Source organism: Streptomyces sp. SAI-135 (genome assembly GCF_029893805.1).
In the GTDB taxonomy this organism is placed as follows: Bacteria; Actinomycetota; Actinomycetes; order Streptomycetales; family Streptomycetaceae; genus Streptomyces.
Genome location: NZ_JARXYP010000002.1, coordinates 751,921 through 775,355 on the forward strand (window position 1 = coordinate 751,921; position 23,435 = coordinate 775,355).

General features: G+C 73.5%; 18 protein-coding genes and 1 pseudogene. 7 read left to right on the forward strand and 12 right to left on the reverse strand.

Annotation, left to right across the window (positions count from 1 at the left end):
- Nucleotides 1-102 precede the first annotated feature (102 nt).
- The 6 genes from M2163_RS07810 to M2163_RS07835 form a co-directional block, all read right to left on the reverse strand.
- Nucleotides 103-591, reverse strand: coding sequence for a hemerythrin domain-containing protein (locus M2163_RS07810; RefSeq protein ID WP_280893544.1), 489 nt, complete (start codon nt 589-591; stop codon nt 103-105).
- An 18-nt stretch (nt 592-609) separates the two neighbouring features.
- Entirely contained in the window at nt 610-1,785 is a 1,176-nt protein-coding gene (locus M2163_RS07815) for an MFS transporter (RefSeq protein WP_280897228.1), read from the reverse strand.
- Between the two features lie 252 nt (nt 1,786-2,037).
- A complete protein-coding gene (locus M2163_RS07820; protein ID WP_280893545.1) occupies nt 2,038-3,606 on the reverse strand; it encodes an FAD-dependent oxidoreductase in 1,569 nt (522 codons plus the stop codon).
- A complete protein-coding gene (locus M2163_RS07825; RefSeq protein WP_280853542.1) occupies nt 3,603-4,334 on the reverse strand; it encodes a methyltransferase domain-containing protein in 732 nt (243 codons plus the stop codon). The genes M2163_RS07820 and M2163_RS07825 overlap by 4 nt, the downstream gene beginning before the upstream one ends.
- Nucleotides 4,335-4,390: 56 nt before the next feature.
- Nucleotides 4,391-5,584 (reverse strand): lycopene cyclase family protein, encoded by a 1,194-nt coding sequence (locus M2163_RS07830; RefSeq protein ID WP_280853541.1) that lies wholly within the window; start codon nt 5,582-5,584, stop codon nt 4,391-4,393.
- Between the two features lie 173 nt (nt 5,585-5,757).
- Nucleotides 5,758-6,345, reverse strand: a complete 588-nt coding sequence (locus M2163_RS07835; protein ID WP_280853540.1) for a sigma-70 family RNA polymerase sigma factor — start codon at nt 6,343-6,345, stop codon at nt 5,758-5,760.
- 255 nt (nt 6,346-6,600) lie between these two features.
- On the opposite strand from M2163_RS07835, the gene M2163_RS07840 reads away from it, so the two are divergent.
- The 4 genes from M2163_RS07840 to M2163_RS07855 are packed head-to-tail and all read left to right on the forward strand — an operon-like array spanning nt 6,601 to nt 11,472.
- Nucleotides 6,601-7,923 (forward strand): polyprenyl synthetase family protein, encoded by a 1,323-nt coding sequence (locus M2163_RS07840; protein ID WP_280853539.1) that lies wholly within the window; start codon nt 6,601-6,603, stop codon nt 7,921-7,923.
- A complete protein-coding gene (crtI, locus tag M2163_RS07845) occupies nt 7,920-9,458 on the forward strand; it encodes a phytoene desaturase family protein (protein ID WP_280853538.1) in 1,539 nt (512 codons plus the stop codon). The genes M2163_RS07840 and crtI overlap by 4 nt, the downstream gene beginning before the upstream one ends.
- Nucleotides 9,455-10,462, forward strand: coding sequence for a phytoene/squalene synthase family protein (locus tag M2163_RS07850; RefSeq protein ID WP_280853537.1), 1,008 nt, complete (start codon nt 9,455-9,457; stop codon nt 10,460-10,462). Before crtI ends, M2163_RS07850 begins: the two co-directional genes overlap by 4 nt.
- Nucleotides 10,459-11,472: a DUF5914 domain-containing protein gene (locus M2163_RS07855; RefSeq protein WP_280893546.1), complete on the forward strand. Its 1,014-nt coding sequence runs from the start codon at nt 10,459-10,461 to the stop codon at nt 11,470-11,472. Before M2163_RS07850 ends, M2163_RS07855 begins: the two co-directional genes overlap by 4 nt.
- A gap of 21 nt (nt 11,473-11,493) precedes the next feature.
- Here the strand turns inward: M2163_RS07855 and denD are convergent, their stop codons facing one another.
- Nucleotides 11,494-12,510: a D-erythronate dehydrogenase gene (denD, locus tag M2163_RS07860; protein ID WP_280853535.1), complete on the reverse strand. Its 1,017-nt coding sequence runs from the start codon at nt 12,508-12,510 to the stop codon at nt 11,494-11,496.
- A gap of 270 nt (nt 12,511-12,780) precedes the next feature.
- Between denD and M2163_RS07865 the strand changes: the two genes are divergently transcribed.
- A complete protein-coding gene (locus tag M2163_RS07865) occupies nt 12,781-13,710 on the forward strand; it encodes a hypothetical protein (RefSeq protein WP_280893547.1) in 930 nt (309 codons plus the stop codon).
- Nucleotides 13,711-13,810: 100 nt separating this feature from the next.
- On the opposite strand, the gene M2163_RS07870 is transcribed toward M2163_RS07865, so the two are convergent.
- The 5 genes and pseudogenes from M2163_RS07870 to M2163_RS07890 form a co-directional block, all read right to left on the reverse strand.
- Complete coding sequence (locus tag M2163_RS07870) at nt 13,811-14,689, reverse strand: SDR family oxidoreductase (RefSeq protein WP_280893548.1); 879 nt, start codon at nt 14,687-14,689, stop codon at nt 13,811-13,813.
- A gap of 44 nt (nt 14,690-14,733) precedes the next feature.
- Nucleotides 14,734-15,196 (reverse strand): annotated as a pseudogene (locus M2163_RS07875) (hypothetical protein).
- Nucleotides 15,197-15,243: 47 nt separating this feature from the next.
- The gene (locus M2163_RS07880) at nt 15,244-16,863 is read right to left on the reverse strand and encodes an NAD(P)/FAD-dependent oxidoreductase (protein WP_280893549.1); all 1,620 of its coding nucleotides are present in this window, start codon (nt 16,861-16,863) and stop codon (nt 15,244-15,246) included.
- Complete coding sequence (locus M2163_RS07885; protein ID WP_280893550.1) at nt 16,856-17,344, reverse strand: SRPBCC family protein; 489 nt, start codon at nt 17,342-17,344, stop codon at nt 16,856-16,858. Before M2163_RS07885 ends, M2163_RS07880 begins: the two co-directional genes overlap by 8 nt.
- A gap of 524 nt (nt 17,345-17,868) precedes the next feature.
- Nucleotides 17,869-18,351, reverse strand: a complete 483-nt coding sequence (locus M2163_RS07890; RefSeq protein WP_280893551.1) for an ATP-binding protein — start codon at nt 18,349-18,351, stop codon at nt 17,869-17,871.
- 202 nt (nt 18,352-18,553) lie between these two features.
- Between M2163_RS07890 and M2163_RS07895 the strand changes: the two genes are divergently transcribed.
- Nucleotides 18,554-18,892: an STAS domain-containing protein gene (locus M2163_RS07895; protein ID WP_280893552.1), complete on the forward strand. Its 339-nt coding sequence runs from the start codon at nt 18,554-18,556 to the stop codon at nt 18,890-18,892.
- Between the two features lie 244 nt (nt 18,893-19,136).
- Nucleotides 19,137-23,402, forward strand: a complete 4,266-nt coding sequence (locus M2163_RS07900; protein ID WP_280893553.1) for a HAMP domain-containing protein — start codon at nt 19,137-19,139, stop codon at nt 23,400-23,402.
- The last annotated feature ends 33 nt before the right edge of the window (nt 23,403-23,435 follow it).

Genomic DNA, 23,435 nt, shown 5'->3' on the forward strand with positions numbered 1-23,435 from the left:
CCTTCCGGCCCGCGGCCGGGACGGAGCAGTGACCGTGGGCCGCAGCCCCCGCTTCCGACCGGTGCGCGCCCGCACGCGGCCGGGTCCGTCCACAGCCCCGCGTCACCGGCGCAGTGGCCCCTCGACCGGCCGGGGCCGGTCCGTGGTCACCCGCACGCGGGCTGCCTCGACGGCTTCCCACTGCTCGCTGTCGAGGGTGGCCAGGGCGGCGGGGAAGACCCCGTCCTGCTCCTTGAGGATGTGCTCGCGCAGCAGGCCGAGCGTCTCGACCAGACGCTCCGGCCAGGAGGCGTCGGCCAGGAACGGCCCGTCCGCCTCCGCCAGCACGGCCTCGATACGCCGGTGCTCGTCCTTCAGCGCGGCGATCTTCTCGGGGAACTCGACGGCCAGGGCCGGGAACAGGCCCTGCTCCTCGACCCGGGTGTGCGGACCGAGCACGGCCGTGATCTCCCGGGCGAGCTCCGCCATCCGCGTGACCGCGCGGTCGCGGTGGGCTTCGCGCACCCGGCTGATGAGGGCGACGACCCGCTCGTGCTCCATGGTCAGCTCGTCGATGGTTTCCAGGGCCTGGCAGCCGCAGTACTCGCACATGGTGGGTCTCCGCGCCCGTCAGCCGGCCTGCGCCGCGGGGGCGCGGCGGGCGAGGGCCCGGCGGACGCCGGTGCCGGTGAAGACGAGGGCCGCGGCCGCCACCGCGGCGAGCAGGACCAGGCCCAGCGCGTAGGAGTCGTAGGCGCCGTAGACCGAGCCCATCACCAGCGGCGGGACGAAGCCGCCCAGGCCGCCCGCCGCGCCGACGACTCCGGTGACCGAGCCGGTCCGGTCGGGCGGGGCCAGCAGGGCCACGTAGGCGAAGGTCGCTCCGCTGGCGGCGCCGAGCGCCGCGGCCATGGCGAGGAAGGCGACGGTGCCCAGCGGGGCCAGGGACGGTGTGAAGGACTGTGCCAGCGCTCCGGCGACGACCACCGCGAGCGCCCCGGCCAGGACGCGGGCCGGGCCGATCCGGTCCGAGAGCCAGCCCCCGATCGGCCGCATGACCACGGCGAGCAGCACGAAGCCGGCCATGCGGTCGGCGGCGTCCGTCTGGCTGAGGCCGTAGCCGGTCTTGAGGTAGGTGGGCAGGTAGACCGAGAAGGCGACGTACCCGCCGAACGCGACCGCGTACAGCGCGGAGGCCTGCCAGGTGATGGCGAGCTCGAAGGTGCCGGCCAGCCGGCGGGCCAGCGGCTCGGTGGGGACCGTACGGCCGGGCGCGTCCCGCAGGACCAGCGCGGCCAGCACCGCGTAGCCGGCCAGGACGACCGCCGTGATCACGAACGGCGTGGACGTGCCGTTCGCGTCCACCAGCTTGACCGTGGTCAGGGCGCTGATCGCGGTGCCGCCCATGCCCGTCCCGAAGACTCCGATGGCGAGGCCGCGCCGGGCGGGCGGGAACCACGCGCTGACGAAGGGCACCCCGACGGCGAACGCGGTCCCGCCCACGCCCAGGAAGAAGCCGCCGGCCAGCAGCGCGGCGAGCGAGGAGTGCCCGGCCAGGCCGAGATACAGCACGGGTGCGATGGTGACCGCCGAGACCAGCGGGAACATCACCCGTCCGCCGTACCGGTCGGTCAGTGCGCCGACCGGGATGCGGCCCAGCGAACCGACCACCACCGGCACCGCGACGAGCAGCGACTGCTGGAACGAGGACAGGTCGAGGGAGTCCTTGAACCGGGGGCCGAGGGGGCTCAGCAGTGCCCACGCCCAGAAGTTCAGGGCGAAGCCGACCGTCGCCAGGCCCAGCATCAGCCACGCGCGCCCCGGCACCGGCGCCGGGGACGCCGTGGGGTTCCTCTTGGACGAGTGCAGCACCATCGCGTGCCTCCTGATCACGGTTCCGGCCGCTTCGCGCCTGACAGGGCGCCGGCCCGTGCTCAAGGTTTCGCGATCACGCCCCCGCGCGCAGGGGGCCGTCAGACCCTGGCCGGGCCCGAACGGCCCTTCGTCCGGAGCGACGGCCGGCCCTGCCGAACTCTCCTGGCGCGCCCGGTCCTGGCCTCAGAGGCCCGTCCGTGGCCGGGCACCGCCCGCCGCCAGGGTTCGCAGCAGGCGGTTGCGGCCCCCGTTGGGCACGGTCCACAGCGGGTGCCCTCGTACCGCCCACGACTGCAGGAGGGCGTTGGCGGCGAGGAAGCCGCTGGTGGCGGCGCGTTCCATCAGGGCGACCGGGAGGTCCGTGCGCACCAGGTCGCCGGCGAGCACCAGGCCGGGCTGCGGGGTGCGGACGCCGGGGCGGTCGGCGTATCCGCCGACGGTGAACAGCGGGCAGTCCTGGCGCCACTCGTGGCGTGCGTCCAGGATCCGCGCGTCGCGGGTCTCGGGGTAGACGTTCCGGAGCTGGCCGATCAGATGCTCGGCCTCGGCGCCGGGGTCGGCGTTCGGGGGCAGCGCGTAGCCGTGGAGTTCGACCACGGAACCGCCGGTGCGGGCGGTCCATCGCGCGGCCTCCTGCTCCCAGCGCTCCAGGACGCTGACGTTGTCCAGGGAGCCGTATCCGGCCGTGCCCAGGAACCCGGGCCGGCCGGCGTCGACGGGTCGGTCGAGCCAGAGCCGGGAGACGAGGAAGGGCGGGGCGGTGCGGAGCCGGCCGACGCGCTCGCGCCAGGCGGCGTCCGCGAGCCGGGGTGAGCGGCCGACCAGGGAGCGCAGACCGGCGGTGTCGAGGGCCAGGACGACGGTGTCGTACGGCCTCTCCTCGCGGTCGGTGGCGACGGTGAAGGTGCTGTCCCCTCGGGGCGAGACGTTCTCGACGGAGGTGGACAGGCGCAGGTCGACGCCGTGGCGGCTGAGGTGTTTGGCGAGGGGGTCCCACAGGGCTGTCGGGAAGGGGTCGTCGGGTACGTCGAACAGGAGTCCCTCGGAGCTGCCCAGGAAGTAGATGTGGAACATCAGGACCATCTCGGCGGCCGAGAGGTCGCGGGGGTCGGCGAAGAAGCTCCGGGAGAAGACCTCGAAGGCCAGATGGCGGGCGGCCGCCGGGAAGCGCAGGGACTCCAGGAAGTCGTGGGCGCTGACGGCGTCCAGGTGGGCGTAGACGTCCGGGACGCGGACGTCTAGCAGGGGGAGGGCCGCGGCCGGGCGCATGCGCGCCAGGTCCCGCCAGCTGAAGGAAGGGCTCAGCGCCACGAAGCCCAGTGCGCTCAGTGGCGGGGTGCGCGGCACCCTGCGGAAGCTGTCGTGCAGTCCGTCGCGGTGCCGCAGCGGATAGTCGGGGAGGCCGGTGAGACGGCCCGGAGGGGATTCGGTGCGGCTCAGCAGGCCGCGCAGGTTGTAGTACTGGCGGAAGAAGGCGTGGAAGCCGCGGCTCATGGTCACGGTGGTGCCGTCGGAAAGGGCGGTGCTCCAGCCGCCGACGCGGCCGCCCAGGTAGGCCTCGCGCTCGTAGAGGGTGACGTCGACGCCGCGTTCGGCGAGTGCCGTGGCGGCGGCGAGGCCGGCGATGCCGCCGCCCACGACGGCCGTGCTGCGTGGCCGCCCGCCTACCCGGGTCGCTCCGGGCGGCGGGGGCAGCAGGACGGCGTGCCGGTCCTGTCCGGGGCGGTCGGCCCCGGCCGCGGCGGGGGTCACCGCGCGCTCCCGGCGAGTGGGGCGGCGCGGCGGGCGACGACGGTGTGGGTGATGCCGGTCTGCCAGCCGGGCAGCGGCAGGGCCCGTACACGGTCGAATCCCCGGGCCCGGACGCGGTCGGTGAACCGGTCCACGGTGTCGAACTCGACGACGCTGCGCCACAGATGGCGGTACAGGCCGCCGTCGCCGAGGGCGGTGGCGACGGGCAGCACCAGGCCGCGGCACACCCCCGTCCAGACGGCACGGTCGAGGGGGCGTCCGCTGAGGGTGTACTCGTGCACGGCGAGCCGGCCGTGCGGGGCCAGCAGGCCGTGGACGGTGTCCAGCACGGCGTCGGGGTCCGCGACGTTGCGGAAGAGGTAGGCGGCGAACACCGCGTCGAAGGGTCCTGTCACGCCCGCGTCGGCGAGCGTCTCCGCGGGAGCGCGCACGAACCGGACGTTGCCGGGCCACCGCTTGGCCGTGGCCCGGTCCAGCATCCCGGCGGAGGCGTCCACGGCGGTGATCTCCGCGTCCGGGAGCACCCGGGCGAGCGCGGCGGTGGAGGCTCCGGTGCCGCAGCCGAGGTCCAGGACGCGGAGCCCGGTACCCGGGCGGGGCAGGCCGAGCCGGCGTGCCGAGCGGCACAGCTGGGCGTGGTAACCGGGGTTGGCGGCCACGAGGGTGTCGTAGCTGTGCGCCGCATGGTCGAACGCGGCGGCCAGGTCCGCGTCACGCAGCACGGTCACGCTGCCTCCTCAGAGGGGTCGTCGGGGAGTCGGTGGTCGGCGGGCCGTGCCGCGGGTCAGGGGCCGGGGAAGGGGCGCAGGGGCAGCCGGGGCACTTCCGTGGCGGCTCGCAGCATGGGCAGGACGGGGGTGCGCAACCCGATGGCGATGTCCTCGTGCGGCCGGGTTCCGCCGTCGAGGAAGCGCAGCAGCCGGGTCATGGGGATCCTGGTGAACAGGCGTGCGAAGAAGTCGGCGCCGTCCACCAGGCCGCTGTCGAGGGCGTGCAGCAGGACCGCGTCCATGGCGCGGGCGCGAGGTGAGTGGGGCTGCGGGGGCAGGGGCCGGCGGCCCCGGTGCAGGGCCGCCGCGACGGCCGCGGTCTGGCGCTGCACTCCGGCGAAGGTGTAGCCGGTCGAGGGCCGGGTCGCTCCGCCGGCCGTTCCGATGCGGAAGACCGACGCGCCGGTCTGCCGTGCGAACCGGGCGTCGGTCATCGGGATGACCCCGGATTCCGTTCCGGTCACCTCGAAGTCCCCCAGCCCGAGCACCGTGCCGGTGTAGTGGGTCAGCGCCTCGTCGTACGCGTCCGCGGACAGGACGGCCGGGGAGAACTCCGTGTACTCCACCAGGGCCTGGTCCGGGCGGGTGGGCAGGACGTAGCCGAAGGAGAGGCCCTGGGCGGGCTGGCGGGTGCGCAGGTCCATGAACTCCGCGCGGGCCGGGTCGAAGACGGGACGGCGGGTGCGGACGAACCAGCCGTGGAAGTGCTGGAGGAGGGTCGTACGGGCCGCCGGGAGGCTGCCCAGGGGCCGGGAGTCGAACACCCAGCGGGCCCGCACGGACTCGGCGTGCCCGTCCGCCGTGCGGGCGTCGACGCGGGCACCCCGCGGAAGGCCTTCGACGCTCTCGACCGTCGCCTCGACGCGCCGTACCCGGCCGCCGCGGTCGAGGTCGTGCTGGACCAGGGACTCGAAGTCGTCCGAGTGGATCATCTTGTAGCGCAGGGGCGAGATGTCCTGCTCGATCGGCTCCCCCGTGGGCCGGTGCACCCGCAGGCGCTGCCAGGACCTGGTGACCGCCGCGTCGTAGGGCCCCCGGCCGGACTCCCAGAAGCACCAGGTGCGCCGGGGCGGCCGCAGCGGCCCGGGCGGGGCGTCCAGGAGAACGACGGACAGGCCGGCCGTGCCGGGGGCGGGGCGGGAGAGGCGGTGGGCCAGCGACAGGCCCGCGGCCCCCGCTCCGATGATGGCGACGTCCGCCTCGTACATGTCCGGGTCACTCCCTCCGCGCCGTCGCCGTGTTCCGCGGCGGTGTTCCGGTGGCAGTACCCGCCCGGATGCGGATGTCACCTGCTCCGCACGGCGCGTACCGCCGACCGGAGGTACGGACACGTCGGGATCACCGGCCGGAGGTACGGATGTGCATCGATTCTGCGTCGTTGTCACGCGGCGCACTCGACGAGTTCGTCCTCGCGGAGCCGGCCGGCGAGGCGGCGCAGGCCCCGGCGCGCATGGCTCTTGACCGTTCCCAGCGGCCAGCCGGTGAGTTCGGCGATCTGGGTCTGGGTGAGGTCGTCGTAGAAGGCGAGGTTGAGCACCCGTCGCTGCGGTGCCGGGAGCTGCGACATCTCGGCGGCCAGCAGGACCCGGTCGAGGGCGGCCTCGGGCAGTACGGCCTCGTCGGAGGCCCGCAGCAGCAACTGGGCGCCCGCGGCGGCGACGAGTTCGTTGCGCCGGGTGCGGGCGGCGAGCGCGTCGGCGATCTTCCGGCGGGCGATCCCCGTCAGCCAGCCGGGCAGGGTGCCGCGCTCCGGGGCGAATCCGGCGCGGCCCCGCCATGCGGCGAGGAACACCAGCTGGGTGATGTCCTCGGCCTCTCTCGCATCCCCCAGGGAGCGCCGGGCGAGGGCGTGGACGAGCGGCCCCCACCGGCGGTGCACGACCGTGAGGCATGCCTCGTCCCCATTGAGGAACCCCTCCACGAGCTCGCTGTCGTCGATGTCCCCGCCGGTTCGCTGTGCGGTCGTCATCGTCACTCCTCCGCTGGGCCTGGTGGTCGCCGAGAGCGACTGCGGCCCTTCCACCCTGCGGACACCGCTCAAGGGGAGCAACTTGCATCGACTTCGCATCGAATCGGGCCGGGAAGGTGGAACACCTGTCCAGCGGGGCCCGGCTCGTCCCTTCCCTCCTTTACCTTTCCGCCCCGCATCCGTCTCCGCCACCCGAGCCGAACCGGTCATGACGACGCAGTTGCGATCACGAGGATCTTGATGAGGGGAACCGGCATGAGCTCCACCGTGACCAAGGACCACCACGCGGACCGGAGTCCGTGCGCCCACCCGGCCCCGGGGCAGTCCTCCCCCGCGCCGCCCCGCCGGACGGCCCCGGAGCCGGGCCACGGCCCGGGCGATCACCAGCGTGCCTCCCCTCCCGGGGCCGGGCCGGCACACGGCGAGGACCCACGGGCCGTGGACGCGGACGTGACCCGGGCCGTGCGCGCGGTGCTGGACGAGCTGCTCGACCGTCACCTGAACGCGGCCGGGGCGGTGGACCCGCTCTTCGGCGAGGACCTGGCCGCGCGGGTCGCCCGGTTCACACGCGGCGGCGGAAAACTCGGCCGTTCCCGCTTCGTGTGGTGGGCCCTGCGGGCCTGCGGCGGCGACGAGCCCTGGCGGACCCGTGCCGCGCTGCGGATCGGAGCCGCCCTGGAACTCATCCAGACCTGCGCCCTGGTCCATGACGACGTGATGGACGGCGCACGACTGCGCCGGGGACGACCGGCACTGCACACCGACGTGGCGGCCCAGTACGCCGGTGCCTGCGGCACACCGCGCGCCGGACGCCTCGGGGAGGCCGCGGCGATCCTCGCCGGTGACCTGGCCCTGGCGTGGGCCGACGACACCCTGGCGGACACCGAGCTGCCGCGCCCCACCGCACGGCGGGTACGGGACCTGTGGAGCGCCCTGCGCACGGAGATGGTGGCCGGGCAGTACCTGGACCTGCAGGGTGAGGCGACCTCGGCGCGTTCGATGGCCAGGGCGATCCGCGCCGCCTGCCTCAAGAGCGCCCTGTACTCCGTGGAACGCCCGCTCGCGCTGGGGGCGGCGCTGGCCGACGCCGGCCCCTCCGCCACCCGGGCCCTGTGCTCGGCGGGCCGCTGCGTGGGGCTGGCGTTCCAGCTGCGCGACGACCTCCTCGACGTCTTCGCGGACCCGCGCGACACCGGCAAGCCCGCGGGCGGTGACATCCGCAGCGGCAAACCCACCTACCTGGCGGCCGTCGCCCAGGCGCGGGCGGAGTCCTCGGGTGACCGGCGCGCCCAGGACCTGCTGCGCGACACGCTCGGTCGCGCGGACGCCTCCGACGCCGAACTCGCCGCGGTGCGCGAGGTGTTCGAATCCACCGGCGCGCGCGACACCGTGGAGGAGAAGATCCGCAGGCTGGTGGCCCAGGGACTGCGCCACCTGGACACGGCGGCCCTGGAACCCGAGCCCACCAGGCAGTTGCGGACGCTGATGCGCGCCGCGAGCGGGGTCGCCGACACCGCGGCTTCCGAGGTGGTCCCCGTCTCCCTGATCCTGGCGACCGGCGAGGGGGCCGGACGATGACCCGTACCGTTCCCGGGCGCACCGACCACGTGGTGGTCGTGGGCGCCGGCCTGTCCGGACTGGCGGCCGCCCTGCACCTGCTGGGCGCCGGACGCCGGGTGACCCTGGTGGAACGCGAGGCGTCACCCGGCGGGCGGGCCGGGCGGATCGTACGCGGCGGCTACCAGCTCGACACCGGGCCCACGGTGCTGACCATGCCTCACCTGGCGGACGAGGCGTTCGCCGCGGTCGGCGACAGCCTGGCCGCCCGGGTCGACCTGGTGCCGCTGCACCCGGCCTACCGGGCCCGGTTCGCCGACGGCAGCTCCCTGGACGTCCACACCGGCGCCGAGGCGATGGAGGCGGAGATCGAGCGCTTCGCCGGGGCCCGCGAGGCCGCCGGGTACCGCCGGCTGCGCGCCTGGCTGGAGCGGCTCTACCGGGTCCAGATGCGACGTTTCATCGACGCCGACTTCGACTCGCCCCTGCACCTGCTCCATCCCGACCTCGCCCGCCTGGCCGCGCTCGGCGGGTTCGGGCGGCTGGACGCGCGCATCGGACGCTTCCTGCACGACGAGCGGCTGCGGCGCGTCTTCTCCTTCCAGTCCCTGTACGCGGGCGTGGCACCGGAGCGCGCCCTGGCCGCGTACGCCGTCATCGCCTACATGGACACGGTGGCGGGTGTCTGGTTCCCCCGCGGCGGAATGCACGCCCTGCCCAGGGCGATGGCGGACGCCGCCACGGACGCGGGGGCCGACCTGCGCTTCGGGCAGACGGTCACGCGCCTGGAACGCTCCGGGGAACGGATCACCGCCGTCATCACCGACGCCGGCCGCATCGCCTGCGACGCCGTGGTCCTCACCCCGGACCTGCCCGTCACCTACCGGCTGCTGGGCCGCGCTCCGAGGCGTCCGGTGGGTCTGCGCTTCTCGCCGTCCGCGGTGATCCTGCACGCCGGCACGGACCGCACCTGGCCCTCGCTGGCCCACCACACCATCTCCTTCGGCGCCGCCTGGCGGCAGACCTTCGCCGAACTCACCCGGTCGGGGCAGCTGATGAGCGATCCGTCCCTGCTCATCACCCGCCCGACCGCCACCGACCCGAGCCTGGCCCCGCCCGGCCACCATCTGCACTACATCCTGGCGCCCTGTCCCAACACGGAGATCGGGCCCGGCGCGGCCGAATGGGGCGACCTGGGGCCGCGCTACCGCGACAGCCTGCTCGCCGAACTGGAGCGGCGCGGCCTCGCCGGCCTCGCCGCCTCCGTCGAGGAGGAGTGCCTGGTCACCCCGGCCGACTGGCAGGCCCAGGGCCATGCGGCGGGCTCGCCCTTCTCCGCCGCCCACACCTTCGCGCAGACCGGGCCGTTCCGGCCCCGCAACCTGGTGCGCGGCACGGTCAACGCCGTCATCGCCGGATGCGGCACCACTCCCGGTGTCGGTGTGCCGACCGTCCTGCTGTCGGGCAAGCTCGCCGCGGCCCGCATCACCGGCGGTACCCGCCCGGGGCGGCCGCGCCCCGCCGTCCGCACACCCCGGGAACGGAGGCCGGTATGACCGACCGTGAACTCGACGCGGCCGGCGTCACCGATCCGGTGCTGCGGCAGGCGTACACCCGATGCCGGCGGCTGAACGCCCGGCACGGCAGGACGTACTTCCTCGCCACCCGTCTGCTGCCGGTGGCACGCCGGCCGGCCGTGCACGCGCTGTACGGGTTCGCCCGCTGGGCCGACGACATCGTCGACACCCTCGACGGCACGACCACCCCCGCCGAGCGGGCCCGACGGCTGACCGTGCTGCAGCACGAGCTGGAGCTGGGACTGCGGGCGGGCGACAGCGCCGAGCCGGTGGTGCGCGCCCTGGCCGACACCGCGCGGCGCTACGGCATCGACCACCGCCACTTCACCGACTTCATGACCGCGATGCGCGCCGACCTCGACATCACGGGCTATGCCACCTACGCCGACCTGCGCACCTACACCTACGGCTCGGCGGAGGTGATCGGACTGCAGATGCTGCCGGTGCTCGGCACGGTCGTGCCGCGCGAGGAGGCGGCACCGCACGCGGCGGCCCTGGGCGTGGCGTTCCAGCTCACCAACTTCCTGCGGGACGTGGGCGAGGACCTCGAGCGCGGCCGCGTCTACCTGCCCGCCGACCTGCTGGCCGCCCACGGCGTCGACCGGCAACTCCTGCACTGGAGCCGGGACACCGGCCGTCCCGACCGCCGGATCACCGCCGCCCTGCGGGAGTTCGAACTGCTGACCCGCTCCGTCTACCGTGAGGCCGCCCCGGGGCTGGCCATGCTCGACCCCGTCTCGCGCCCGTGCATCCGCACCGCCTTCGTCCTGTACGGCGGCATCCTGGACGCGATCGCGGCGGACGAGTACCGCACGGTGCAGCGCCGTGCCGTGGTCCCCGGACACCGCCGTGCGGTCGTGGCCCTCGACGGCCTGGTCCGGGTGGGCGCGGCGCGCCTGCGGCACAGGACGGCGGGCGAGCCGCCGGCACCCCTGGCGGACACGGCGGACGACACGTCGTCGACATGGCGGAGGATCGCATGACACCGCGACGGCCCTCGGGACGCCCCCGCTACCCGCTCTCCCTGCGGCGCCGCCCGGTGCGCTGGGAGGAACAGCGACCGACCTGGCGGCAGGCCCGGCCCGCGCTGATCGCCGAGGCGCTGAAGCGGGCTGAGGCCCGGCCGTCCGGCAACTGGTACGTCGTCGGCGCCACCCGGGACGTACGCGACGACCGGCCGCTGTCCGCCACGGTGGCCGGGCACGAACTGGTGGTGTGGCGCACCGCCGACGGGCGGCTCGCGGCGGGTCCCGGCATCTGCCCGCACCTGGGGGCACCGCTCGCCGACAGCCCGGTGCGCTGCGGGACCCTCGTCTGCCACTGGCACGGACTGGCCCTGGAGGGCGGGTCGTTCGCCGGGTGGGAGCCGCTGCCCGTGCACGACGACGGAGTACTGGTCTGGGTGCGCTTGGACCAGGTGGGCGGTGAACCGCCGACCCCGACACCGGTGGTGCCGGCCCGGCCGCGGTTGTCGCGCTCCGTCGCCGCCGTGTACACGGGGGTCGGGATGTGCGAGCCGGAGGACGTCGTGGCCAACCGGCTGGACCCCTGGCACGGCGCATGGTTCCACCCGTACTCGTTCGTCGATCTCACCGTGGTCGACACCCCCGACGCCGAGGGAGCGGGCGAGGACGGGTTCACCGTGGACGTCTCCTTCAAGGTCGCCGGGCGGATCGTGGTGCCGGTGCGGGCCGTGTTCACCACGCCCGGACCGCGGACGGTCCTCATGCGCATCACCGAGGGCGAGGGCGTGGGGTCGGTGGTCGAGACGCACGCGACCCCGCTCGGCCCGGACGAGTCGGGCCGGCCGCGCACCGCAGTCGTCGAGGCGGTCGTGGCCTCCTCCGCGCGTCCCGGCTTCGCCATGGCCCGCACGGCCGCCCCCGTACTGCGCCGGCTGATGGCGGCGGGGGCGGCGCGGCTGTGGCGGGACGACCTGGCCTACGCCGAACGCCGCTGGCTGCTGCGCTCCACCGGACGTTTCCCCGGCTGACCGCACCGCCCGTGCCACGGTTCAGCGGGGCGGGCCGGCGACCGCGTCGGGGTGATCGGTGAGGTAGTCCAGGAGCACCGACCGGAAGCTCGCGTCGGGGCCCAGTCCCAGCGCGGCGGCGCGCCGGTGGTCGAAGACCGCGGGCCATGAGCCGACGATCGCTTCGACCGCCGGGTCGGGAGCGAGGGTGACCCGGTCGGCGACCTCGTCACCGGCCACCTCGCGCAGCGTGGCGAGCATGTCGGCGACCGAGACGGTCAGAGCCGGCAGGTTCACCGGCAGCGGGCCCTCCAGGCGGCCCGGCCCGCTGCCGCGCCGGGCCTCGGCGACCCGGAGGATGCCCTCGACGGTGCGCCGGGGTGAGGACAGTGCCACGCGCAGGGCGGGATCGACCGGGCAGACGGAGGGCAGTCCCGCAAGCGGCTCGCGGACGATGCCGGACAGGAAGCCGGAGGCGGCCGCGTTGGGCCTGCCCGGGCGTACCGCGACCGTCGCCAGGCGCGCGACCCGCCCGTCGAGGAAGCCGCGGCGGGTGCAGTCCGCGATCAGCTGTTCGCACATCAGCTTCTGCGTGCCGTAACTCGACCGCGGAACCGGCAGGGTGGTCTCGCCGACCGCGGGCGGCAGGGGCACGGCCGGATCGGCGCCGTAGACGGCGACGCTGCTCGCGAACAGCATGCGCGCCGTCGGCCCGCCCGACCGGGACTGTGCCCGCGCCGCCTCCAGCAGGGCGCGGGTGACGTCCACGTTGGCGCGCATCCCGAGGTCGAAGTCGGCCTCGCACTCGGCCGACACCGCGGCGGCGAGATGGAACAGCACGTCCACCGGCTCGGCGAACACCGCGTCCAGGTGCTCCGGCAGTTCCCCGTGCACGATCTGGACCGGCACGTGGGCACCGGGCGACATGCCGGGCCGGGGCACGCGGTCGACCAGTACCAGACGGCTGATCGGCCCACCGCCGAAGGTTCCCGTCCGCGCCAGGGCACGCGCCAGCAGTTGTCCGAGGAACCCGGACGCACCCGTCACGACGATTCTCACCCGTTCATCCCTTCCGAAGGCGACTTGTCCCCTCGTCGGTCCCGGAAGCGATATCAGGGCAGAACACGCAAGCCAGGACGCCCCTCTGTGCCGAACTGGTGAAAGATTGACGGGGGTTGTGAGAAGCGACAAGAATGCGGCTCGCTCGCTGTGACTGAAGCGAGTATTGCGACGCGAGTGGCACGGCCACGGCTTGCCTTCCCAGTCTCCGCCGACCGCGGCTGCTCGTGTCCTGCCACCTCCCACATTCTCGCAACGCTAGGGCATATCTTGACGCGCCTTCCACGCTCCAGAACAGCGGCCGCTGTCGCCGCGACCGCCTTCCTCGCCACGGCCACCCCCCTGTTCGGGGCCGCCACCGCCCACGCCACCCCCGGGGGCGGCTGCCAGACGGCCACGGTCCAGTACCGCCTGGTCGACTCCGCCGGCAAGCCCGTCGAGGCCGACTGGACCTCGCAGGGCGGCTTCCACCAGTGGTCCGCCGCCCCCGGCACCGTCGAGGTGCGGCTGGCTCCGGGTCAGCAGGTCGGCGAGGGCTGCAAGTACCCGGTCTCGCTGGCCGAGTACACCACCGAGGGACCGGACTGGTACACCTCCGGCCTCCAGACGCTCGTCGACCACGCCACGGTCTACCTCAGCGCCGCGGACCTGCCCGGCAAGGACGACGCCGACCGGACCTGGCAGAAGCTCACCGTCAAGACGCCCGACTGCTATGGGCAGATCGACCTGTACGGCGACGACGTCATCTACGACGGCGGGTCGGGAGAGGGCCACGGTCCCGCGCCGTACCAGCCTGACAACGTCGTCACGCCCTACCACCTGATCGCCGCGTGGAACGGTGGCGACAAGTCCTGTTCGCCCGAGCAGCCGAGCTCCCCCACGCCCCCGGCCTCCCCGTCCACGCCGGACAGCCCGAGCAGCCCGCCGGCCAGCTCGCCGCCCGCGCAGGAGACGACCCCGCCGGCCACGTCCACGACGCCGCCTCCCGGCGAGACCACCCCGCCCACCACCCCGGACGTGCCTCCGCTGGAGTCGACGCCCCCCACCTCCCCGGCACCCTCGCCGAGCGACAGCACCCCGCCGCTGGCCGAGACCGGTTCCAGCGCGCCGGTCGGCGCGATAGCCGGCGGCGCGGCCGCGGTGATCGCCCTCGGTGCCGCCGCCCTCTACGGCACCCGCCGCCGCGCACGGCGTTCCTGACCGCGGCGACCGCCGGCCCCGCCACACGGCGGGGCATCCGGCGGAACGGGGCGGGCACCAGCCCGCCCCGCAGCACAACCCCCGTTCCCTGGAAGCCGGTTCAGTCCTCGCCGCGCGAGTCGCGGTCGGCCAGGCCTCCGGCGCCGAGCGGTCCCGTGTACGCGACGGGCCGTTCGGCCTCCAGGCGGGGCAGCGCGCGGCGCGAGACGCGCAGTACGAGCGGCGGCAGCGCCGCGCGCACCGGCTGGGTCAGACGCAGCCAGGCCGGCGCGTACACGGCCGTACGGCGTCGCTCCAGGCCACTCACCAGCCGGGCGGCGACCGTCTCCACGGTGTAGACCCGGCGGGCCGGTGCGGGCATGCCGGCCCGCAGTTCACGCAGGACCACATGCCGGTCGGCGTCGCGGATCATGTCGGTGTCCGTCCAGTTGAGGTAGGCGATGCCCACGCCGACACCCCGGTGGGCCACCTCCGCCCGCAGGGAGTGCGCGAAGGCCTCGGCTCCCGCCTTGGAGGCGCAGTAGGCGCTCATCAGGGGGGCCGCGCCGATGGAGGCGAGCGAGGCGATCTGGAGGAAGTAGCCCGCGGTGTCGAAGAGGTCCGGCAGGAACGCCCGGGCCGTGTGGGCGCTGCCGGTGAGATTGACCTCGACGACACGGCTCCAGGCGTCCGGCGGCGAGGTCAGGAACGGGCCGCCCTCGGCGATGCCCGCGTTCGCCACCACGGCGGAGGGCGGTCCGAGGCGGGCCCGCACCGCGTGGGCCGCGGCGGCCAGCGCGTCGGGGTCGGTCACGTCGACCTCCACGGCCAGAGCCGGCCCCGGCAGGGACTCGGCCACGGCTTCGAGCAGCGTCTTCTCGTGACCGAGCAGGGCCACCCGGGCGCCGCGCCCGGCGATCTCGCGGGCCAGGGCGGCGCCCAGACCGCGGGCGGCTCCGGTGACGACCACCGTCCGGCCGGCGAGCGGACTGTCGCGCATGGTCGGCCTCCTTCCGTGAGACGCGCGCCCTGACACGGCCTCTCTCAGCTCTCGCGGGCGGACGGGCGGGCGGTGTGGTCGGGGTGGCCCCGGGTGCGGCGGTCCTCCTTCATTTCCGCCTCGTACAAGTGGTCGCGGCCCTGCGCGAGTTCCTGGACCGCGCTCGCCTCCAGCTGCTGGAAGGGCCGGTAGTAGGTGGCGTTGTAGGCCTCGACGATCTGGAACGTCCAGTGTCCGGGGATGACATTGCGCCCCAGGATTTCGGAGCGGACCTTCGCGGCCCATTCGGGATGACCCGCCTCCTCCAACAGGCGCACGGCACGGTCCAGTTCGAGATCGGCCGTACCGGTGAGCTGGTGGAAGTCGTACAGCCGGCCCCTGGCCCCGCTCGGTCGTCTCCAGTGCCTTGGACAGCGCCCCGAGGGCCTCGACGGTCGTGTCGTCGACGCCTGCGGGGCGCCGATGGTCACGGTCGGGGCCGCCGGCGGCCTCCTCGTGTGGGTTCACTGTTTCTCCTCGACGGATACGGCCGCCCCGGCGGGCGGCGCCCTGGTTCAGCGCCTGCTTCCGGTGCGGTCGCGGCGGGTCAGGAGTCGTTGGGCGCGGGCGAGACCGGGGGGCCGGTGGCGGTGCAGGGCGGCCCGTGCCGCGTTGGCGCCCGGCGCTCCGTGCACTCCGCCGCCCGGGTGGGCGCCGGAGGACGCCAGGAAGAGCCCCGGGACCGGGGTCTCCGGGCGTCCGGTGCCGGGCACGGGCCGGAAGACGAGCTGCTGGTGGAGGGCGGTGGTGCCTCCGTTGATGGCGCCGTCGGCCAGATTGGCGTCCAGGGCCTGGAGGGTCGGGGGCGCCAGGATGCGGCGGGCGCGGATCAGGGTCCGGAAGCCGGGCGCGAACCGTTCCACCTGGTGTTCGACCCGGTCGGCCATGCGTTCCTGGTCCTTGGTGTCCCAGTGGCCGGTGATGCCCTCGTCCGCGGCGTCGGAGCCGATCTCGTGGGGGACGTGGGTGTAGGCCCAGGCCGATTCGGTGCCCTGCGGGGAGCGGGTGGAGTCGGCGGTGGTCATCTGCCCGAACAGCAGGAAGGGCCGGTCCGGGACCTGCCGCATGGCGAGCTGCGCGGCGAAGCGGGTGAGTTCGTCGACGCCGTCGGCGAGGTGGACGGTGCCGGCCCGGGATGCCTGCTCGGCCCGCCAGGGCACCGGGCCGTCGAGCGCCCAGTCGACCTTGAACGTGGCGAAGTCCCACTGGAAGCGGCGCAGATCGTCCAGGAGCTGCGCCGGCAGGTGCTCGGGGTCGATCAGGCTCCCGTACAGCGCGGGCACCGACACGTCGGCCAGCACCGCCCGGCGAGCCGGTACCGCGTCGCCCGCCGCCGTACGGACGCCGACGGCGCGGCCGCCGCGCACGACGATCTCGTCGACGCGCTGCCCGCAGCGGACCCGCCCGCCCCGGGCCTGCAGCCGGCGGGTCAGGGCCTGGATCAGGGCGCCGGAGCCGCCGACGGGCACGGGGAAGCCGTACGTCTGCCCGAGCATGGCCATCAGCCAGCCGAAGCCGCCGCTGCCCGCGGATTCGGGGGCGAGGTCGGCGTGCAGGGCGTTGCCCGCCAGCAGCAGCCGGCCGCCCTGTCCGCGGAACTCCTCCTCACCCATCCGCCGTACCGGAAGGACCAGGGACCGGGCCATCCGCAGACCGCCCGCGGCCCGCAGCCGCCAGGCCAGGCGGGCCGTCGCGCGGACCGGCGGGAAGGGCGTGAACAGGGCGTCCAGAAGGTCGGGGCGCAGAAGCTGCCACACGTCGTGAAGCCGGCGCCAGGCGTCCCCGTCGCCCGGTGCGAAGGCGTCGAGGGACTCGGCGGTGATGTCGAGATCGCGGTCCAGGACGGCGCAGCTGCCGTCGGTCAGAGGGTGTGCGAGCACGCTCGGCGCGTTGCTCCAGCGCAGCCCGTGGTCCTCCAGGCGCAGTGCGGCCAGGACCGGGGAGGCGGCGGCGAGCGGGTAGAAGGAGCTGAAGAGGTCGTTGACGAAGGCGGGATCGACGCCACGGTCGTGGCGCACCGCGCCGCCCGGCTCCGGCTGTTCCTCCAGCACCTCGACGCTCCAGCCGGCGTCGGCCAGCACGTTGGCGGCGACCAGACCGTTGGGACCCGCGCCGATGACCACGGCGTCAGGCATGACCGGCCACCCCCGCGTCCGGTACCGCCGCGGGGCGCGGTTCCTCGCGGGCGGCGTCCTCGCACAGGCGGGCCAGCCGGGCCAGCATGGTGCGGTGGCGCAGCTGGATCAGCGCGTCGAAGCCGACGTTGTGCAGCCGGCCACCGGCTCCCCGCAGGGGATGCTCGTCCACGATGACCAGGCACTGTTCGCCCCAGGGCCGCAGTTCGACCGCGATGCGGGCCGTGCCCAGTACGCCGGCGTGGGCTTCCAGCTCCAGACCGACGCCTTCCTCACAGCGGCGTACGACCGTCTCGTTCTCCAGCCGGAGGGGGCCGAGCCGGACCTGGAACCGGATCGCGGCGTCCTTGTTCGGCCACTTCCCCCGGACCGGCTCGGACCGGGAGGTGCCCACGACCCACTCCGCGTAACGGTGACCGTCGGCAAGGACGTCCCACACAGTACTCGGACTCACTCGGATCAGGCGATGGCGACGAGCCACGGATACCTCCAGGACTGTGTGTACAGACGGCTTCCGTCGTGAGCCCCCGGCCGGATGCACCGTTTTGTTCCGATATTTTCTCGGGGTCACGGTGCGGCGCGCACCCTGGGCGGTCCGACCGGTGAGGAGTGCCCATGCCGGGAGAGTTCAAAGCGCCGAGGCAAGCCGATCTCCCGCCCCGCGGGCCGCGCGGGACAGCAGCCGTCGACGCGCCTGAGCCGTCCGCTCCTGGGGGAGCCGGCGGGGCCGATCCGGGCCCCCGCGGATGCGTTCTGGCACCCGCAGCCTCGCCGACCGCCCGGGACGGCAATCGGCGACGCGACTGAGCCGTACGGGTGACACCGAGTGGGCGGCACCGCCGGACCGGATCCGGCCGGGGGTCGCGGTCCTGCGCGGATGCCTCCCACGGCAGGCTCGGCCGGCCGGCGTGGCCCCGCCCGCAGGGTCGGCAAAACGCGCCGTCGCCGAGCCCGGCGTGGCGTGGCGTGGCGTGTCGATTCTTCGGCGCGCAGGCAGACGCGCGCCTACTCCAGCGGATCGTCGAACAGCGTCAGGCGGGCCGTGACGCACTTGCCGACCGGTTCCCGACGCACCTCTATGCCCTGGACGACCGCCATCACGATCTCCAGGCCGTGCTGACCCACCCGTCCCGCGTCGGCGGCGCGAGCCAGCGGGAGGGTCGGGTCGGTGTCCCAGACCTCGATCTCCAGCATGGTGTCGGCGATGCGCAGGTGCAGCAGCACCGGACCCGGCGCGTACTTCAGCGCGTTGGTGACCAGTTCGCTGACCACCAGCTGCCCCAGGTCCATGGCGCGGGCCGAGACCGGCAGCCCGTACTCCCCCTGCACCCGCGTCAGGAACTTCGACGTCTGGGCCCGCGCGTCGGCGATACAGCCGTCCGCTCCGTCCAGGGCCACGGTCACCTCGGCAGGTGCGGCTTCCGGCATCCGCGAACACTCCTCAGGCAGGACCCGCACCCTGCCGACCATCTCCAGTACCCCGTTCATGAGCGCGCGGATACCCCGTGATTCCTTCCTTACGCCTGTGCCGCGCTGTTCCTGTGCGGCGGACGAACTGAAAGGCTCTCTCATGCATCGCGCCGGGACTTCCGGGGCAGCGGTGGCACCAAGGACGTGGCAGCCCCCATCGAGTGCGCAGAGGACGCAAGTGGTAGACAACCGGGAAGCAGCGGGTCACGGCACACTGGCCGTGACCCGGACCGACGCCGACGGCATCACCGTCCTCGGCCTCGACGGAGAGATCGACCACCAGAGCGTGGGCGGCCTGACGCGGGCCCTGGCTCCGGCGGACGCCTCCGTGCAGCAGCGGGTCGTCATCGATCTGAGCCGGGTCACGTTCATGGACTCCAGCGGAGTCAACGCCCTGATCGCCGCCTTCCAGGCCGCCGGGGCCGCCGGGGGCTGGCTGCGGCTCGTGGTGGTGCGGGGTGCCGTCCTGCGCACCCTGCAGCTCGTGGGGCTCGACACCGTCATCCCCTTCCACCCGACCCTGGAGGAGGCCCTCGGTTCGACGCGGCCGGATCCGTGAAAATCGGTTCGAGTACCCCGGATCGTCACCCTCACACCATCGTCTCGATCCCTTTTTCCGGCGTGTCACAACCCGCTCCCCGGCCTTTTGTCGCTGCTCATCACCTGGGTTAATCTTCGACGGATTTCTCATCGGGCAGCTCCGTGGGGTGCGGGATTGTCGCTGGTGAGCGGGCCCTTGACGAGCCCGGCACGGTTCCGAGTCCTCGGTGCGGGGGCTCTTGGGGAGCGGAACGAGGGTGCGCATGACCAGCACGTCCACGGAGGCCCGGGAACAGGGCCCGGGCGAGCAGGAGCTACGGCAGTTGCTGGCCGGGCTCACCGCCGTACGCGACGGCGACTTCGGCACGCGGCTGCCGTCCGACGGCCAGGGGCTGCTGGGCGACATCGCCACGGTCTTCAACGGCATGGTCGACCAGCTGTCCGTGTTCACCTCGGAGGTGACCCGGGTGGCCCGCGAGGTGGGCACCGAGGGCACCCTGGGCGGCCAGGCGGAGGTCCCGGGGGTCTCCGGCACCTGGGCGGACCTGACCGACTCGGTCAACGCGATGGCCGGCAACCTGACCACCCAGGTCCGTGACATCGCCCAGGTGGCGACGGCGGTGGCCAAGGGCGACCTGTCCCAGAAGATCGACGTGCCCGCGCGCGGGGAGATCCTTCAGCTGAAGGAGACCGTCAACACGATGGTCGACCAGCTCTCCGCGTTCGCCGACGAGGTCACCCGCGTCGCCCGCGAGGTCGGCAGCGAGGGACGACTCGGCGGGCAGGCGCAGGTGCCGGGTGTGGGCGGTGTCTGGCGCGACCTGACCGATTCGGTCAACTTCATGGCGGGAAACCTCACCTCGCAGGTCCGCAACATCGCCCAGGTGACGACCGCCGTGGCGCAGGGCGACCTGTCCCAGAAGATCACCGTGGACGCCCGCGGCGAGATCCTCGAACTCAAGAACACCATCAACACGATGGTCGACCAGCTCTCCGCCTTCGGCGACGAGGTCACCCGCGTCGCCCGCGAGGTCGGCACCGAGGGGCGGCTCGGCGGCCAGGCGGACGTCAAGGGCGTGAAGGGCACCTGGCGCGACCTCACGGACTCCGTGAACTTCATGGCGGGCAACCTGACCGGGCAGGTCCGCTCGATCGCCCAGGTCGCCACCGCCGTGGCCAACGGCGACCTGTCCCAGAAGATCACCGTGGACGCCCGCGGCGAGATCCTCGAACTCAAGAACACCATCAACACGATGGTGGACCAGCTCTCCGCGTTCGCCGACGAGGTGACCCGGGTGGCCCGCGAGGTCGGCACCGAGGGCAACCTCGGGGGACAGGCGATCGTGCGGGGCGTGTCGGGGACCTGGAAGGACCTCACCGACAACGTCAACGTGATGGCCTCCAACCTGACCGGGCAGGTCCGCTCGATCGCCCAGGTCGCCACTGCCGTGGCCCGCGGTGACCTCTCGCAGAAGATCACCGTGGAGGCCAAGGGCGAGGTCGCCGCCCTGGCGGACGTCATCAACACCATGGTCGACACGCTGTCCGCGTTCGCCGACGAGGTCACCCGCGTCGCCCGCGAGGTCGGCACCGAGGGACGCCTGGGCGGTCAGGCGCACGTGCCGAACGTGGCCGGCACCTGGAAGGACCTCACCGACAACGTCAACTCCATGGCCAACAACCTCACCGGGCAGGTGCGCAACATCGCCCTGGTGACGACCGCGGTGGCCAACGGCGACCTGTCGAAGAAGATCGACGTCGACGCCCGGGGCGAGATCCTGGAGCTGAAGACCACCATCAACACGATGGTCGACCAGCTCTCGTCGTTCGCCGCCGAGGTCACCCGCGTGGCCCGCGAGGTCGGCAGCGAGGGCCGGCTCGGCGGACAGGCCGAGGTCGAGGGCGTCGAGGGCACCTGGAAGCGGCTGACGGAGAACGTCAACGAGCTGGCCGGGAACCTGACCCGGCAGGTCCGGGCCATCGCCGAGGTGGCGAGCGCCGTCGCCGAGGGCGACCTGACCCGGTCGATCAACGTGGAGGCCTCCGGAGAGGTCGCCGAGCTCAAGGACAACATCAACTCCATGGTGGAGTCCCTGCGCGAGACCACCCGGGCCAACCAGGAGCAGGACTGGCTCAAGACCAACCTCGCCCGGATCTCCAGCCTGATGCAGGGCCACCGCGACCTGCCCGTGGTCGCCGAGCTCATCATGGACGAGCTCACTCCCCTGGTGTCGGCCCAGTACGGTGCCTTCTACCTGGCCGAGGACACCGTGCGCGGCCACGAACTGCGGCTGGTGGGGTCGTACGGCTATCCGGACGACGAGGAGCGGCCCACGCGGATCCCGGTCGGGCGCTCGCTGGTCGGACAGGCCGCGCGCAACCGCCGTACCGTCACCGTGGAGGAGCTGCCCGAGGGGTACGTCACCATCTCCTCCGGTCTCGGGCAGGTGTCGCCCACCGCCCTGGTGGTGCTGCCGATCGTGGTCGAGGAGCAGGTCCTCGGTGTCATCGAGCTGGCGTCCGTCAGCCGCTTCACCCAGATCCACCAGGACTTCCTGGCCCAGCTGACGCCGACCATCGGCGTCAACCTCAACACCATCGTCGCCAACGTCCGCACCGACGAGCTGCTGGACGAGTCCCAGCGGCTGACCGCCGAACTCCAGGCCCGTTCGGAGGAGTTGCAGGTCCAGCAGGACGAACTCCAGCGCTCCAACGCCGAACTGGAGGAGAAGGCCTCCCTGCTCGCCTCGCAGAACCGCGACATCGAGGCGAAGAACCTCCAGATCGAGCAGGCCCGGCAGGAACTGGAGACCCGCGCGCAGCAGCTGTCGCTGGCCTCCAAGTACAAGTCGGAGTTCCTGGCCAACATGAGCCACGAGCTGCGCACCCCGCTCAACAGCCTGCTGATCCTGGCCCAGTTGCTGGCGCAGAACCCCTCCCGCAACCTCACCCCGAAGCAGGTCGAGTACGCGGGCATCATCCACTCGGCGGGCTCGGACCTGCTCCAGCTCATCAACGACATCCTCGACCTGTCCAAGGTCGAGGCGGGCAAGATGGACGTGGCACCGGAGCGGGTCCCGCTGCGCCAGCTCCTGGAGTACGTCGAGGCCACGTTCCGGCCGATGACGACGCAGAAGAGCCTGGAGTTCACCGTGGCCACCGCGCCCGGAACCCCGGCCGACCTGCTCACCGACGACTCCCGGCTGCGCCAGATCCTGCGCAACCTGCTGTCGAACGCGGTGAAGTTCACCGAACAGGGCAACGTGGAGCTGCGGATCGAGCCCGCCACCGACCGGGAGGTACCGCCGGGTGTGCACCGCGGCGGCCCGATCGTGGCGTTCCGGGTCAAGGACACCGGCATCGGCATTCCGCAGCAGCAACTGGAGACGATCTTCGGGGCGTTCCAGCAGGCCGACGGGACGACCAGCCGCAAGTACGGCGGCACCGGGCTCGGTCTTTCCATCACCCGGGAGATCGCCCATCTGCTGGGCGGCGCGGTCACGGTCGACAGCATGCCCGGCCAGGGCAGCACGTTCACGCTGTACCTGCCCGTCGCACGGGCCGACTTCGAGGAACTGATGGAGAGCGGCGCCCGTCCGGCGGAGCAGCCGCACGAACTCTCCGCCTCCCAGGAGGCGGCCGAGCCCCGTCAGCTCACCGCCGCCGCGCCCTCCCCCGAGCAGCGCAGGCGCCGGCTGCTGGTCATCGAGGAGCGTCCGCGTGGTCTGCTCACGCTGGTCGCCGAGCGGGCGGTCGCGGACCTCGCCGGCGATCCGCACGGACCGGTCGACATCATCACCGCGGTGGGGGCGCAGGAGGCCGCGAGCATGCTGGCGACCGACCCCTGCCACTGTGTCGTCCTCGAACTCGGCATGCCGCACGACGAGGGAGCCGACTTCCTGGAGGCGATGCGCGGCGACTCGGCGCTGGCCAGCGTTCCGGTCCTGATCCACACCGGACACCGGGTGGATCTCGGGCAGGAGCAGGGCCTGCGCGCCCTGGCGGGCGACCGGCCGCTGGACTTCCTGTCCAGCCTGGACGACCTGCGCGAGCGCATCACCCTGCACCTGTCCGCGGAGCAGCCCGGCGACGTGCTGTCGCTGGTGCGTTCCGAGGATCCGCAGCGCCCCGTGGCGCAGGTGGTGGACGACACCTTCGTCGGCCGGACGGTCCTCGTGGTCGACGACGACGCGCGCAACCTCTTCGCGCTCAGCGGGGTGCTGGAACTGCACGGCTTCCAGGTCCTGCACGCGGACAACGGCCGCAAGGGCATCGAGATGCTGCTGGCCCACCCGGACATCTCGCTGGTCCTGATGGACGTGATGATGCCGGAGATGGACGGTTACGCCGCCACCGCGGAGATCCGTTCGATGCCGCAGTACGCGGAGCTGCCCATCATCGCGGTCACCGCGAAGGCGATGCCGGGCGACCAGGAGAAGAGCCTCGCGTCCGGCGCCAACGACTACGTCACCAAGCCCGTCGACACCGGCGACCTCATCGCCCGCGTCCGACGGTGGCTGCCCGGGTGAGCACACGCAGCGCCCCCCAGCCGACCGTGTGAC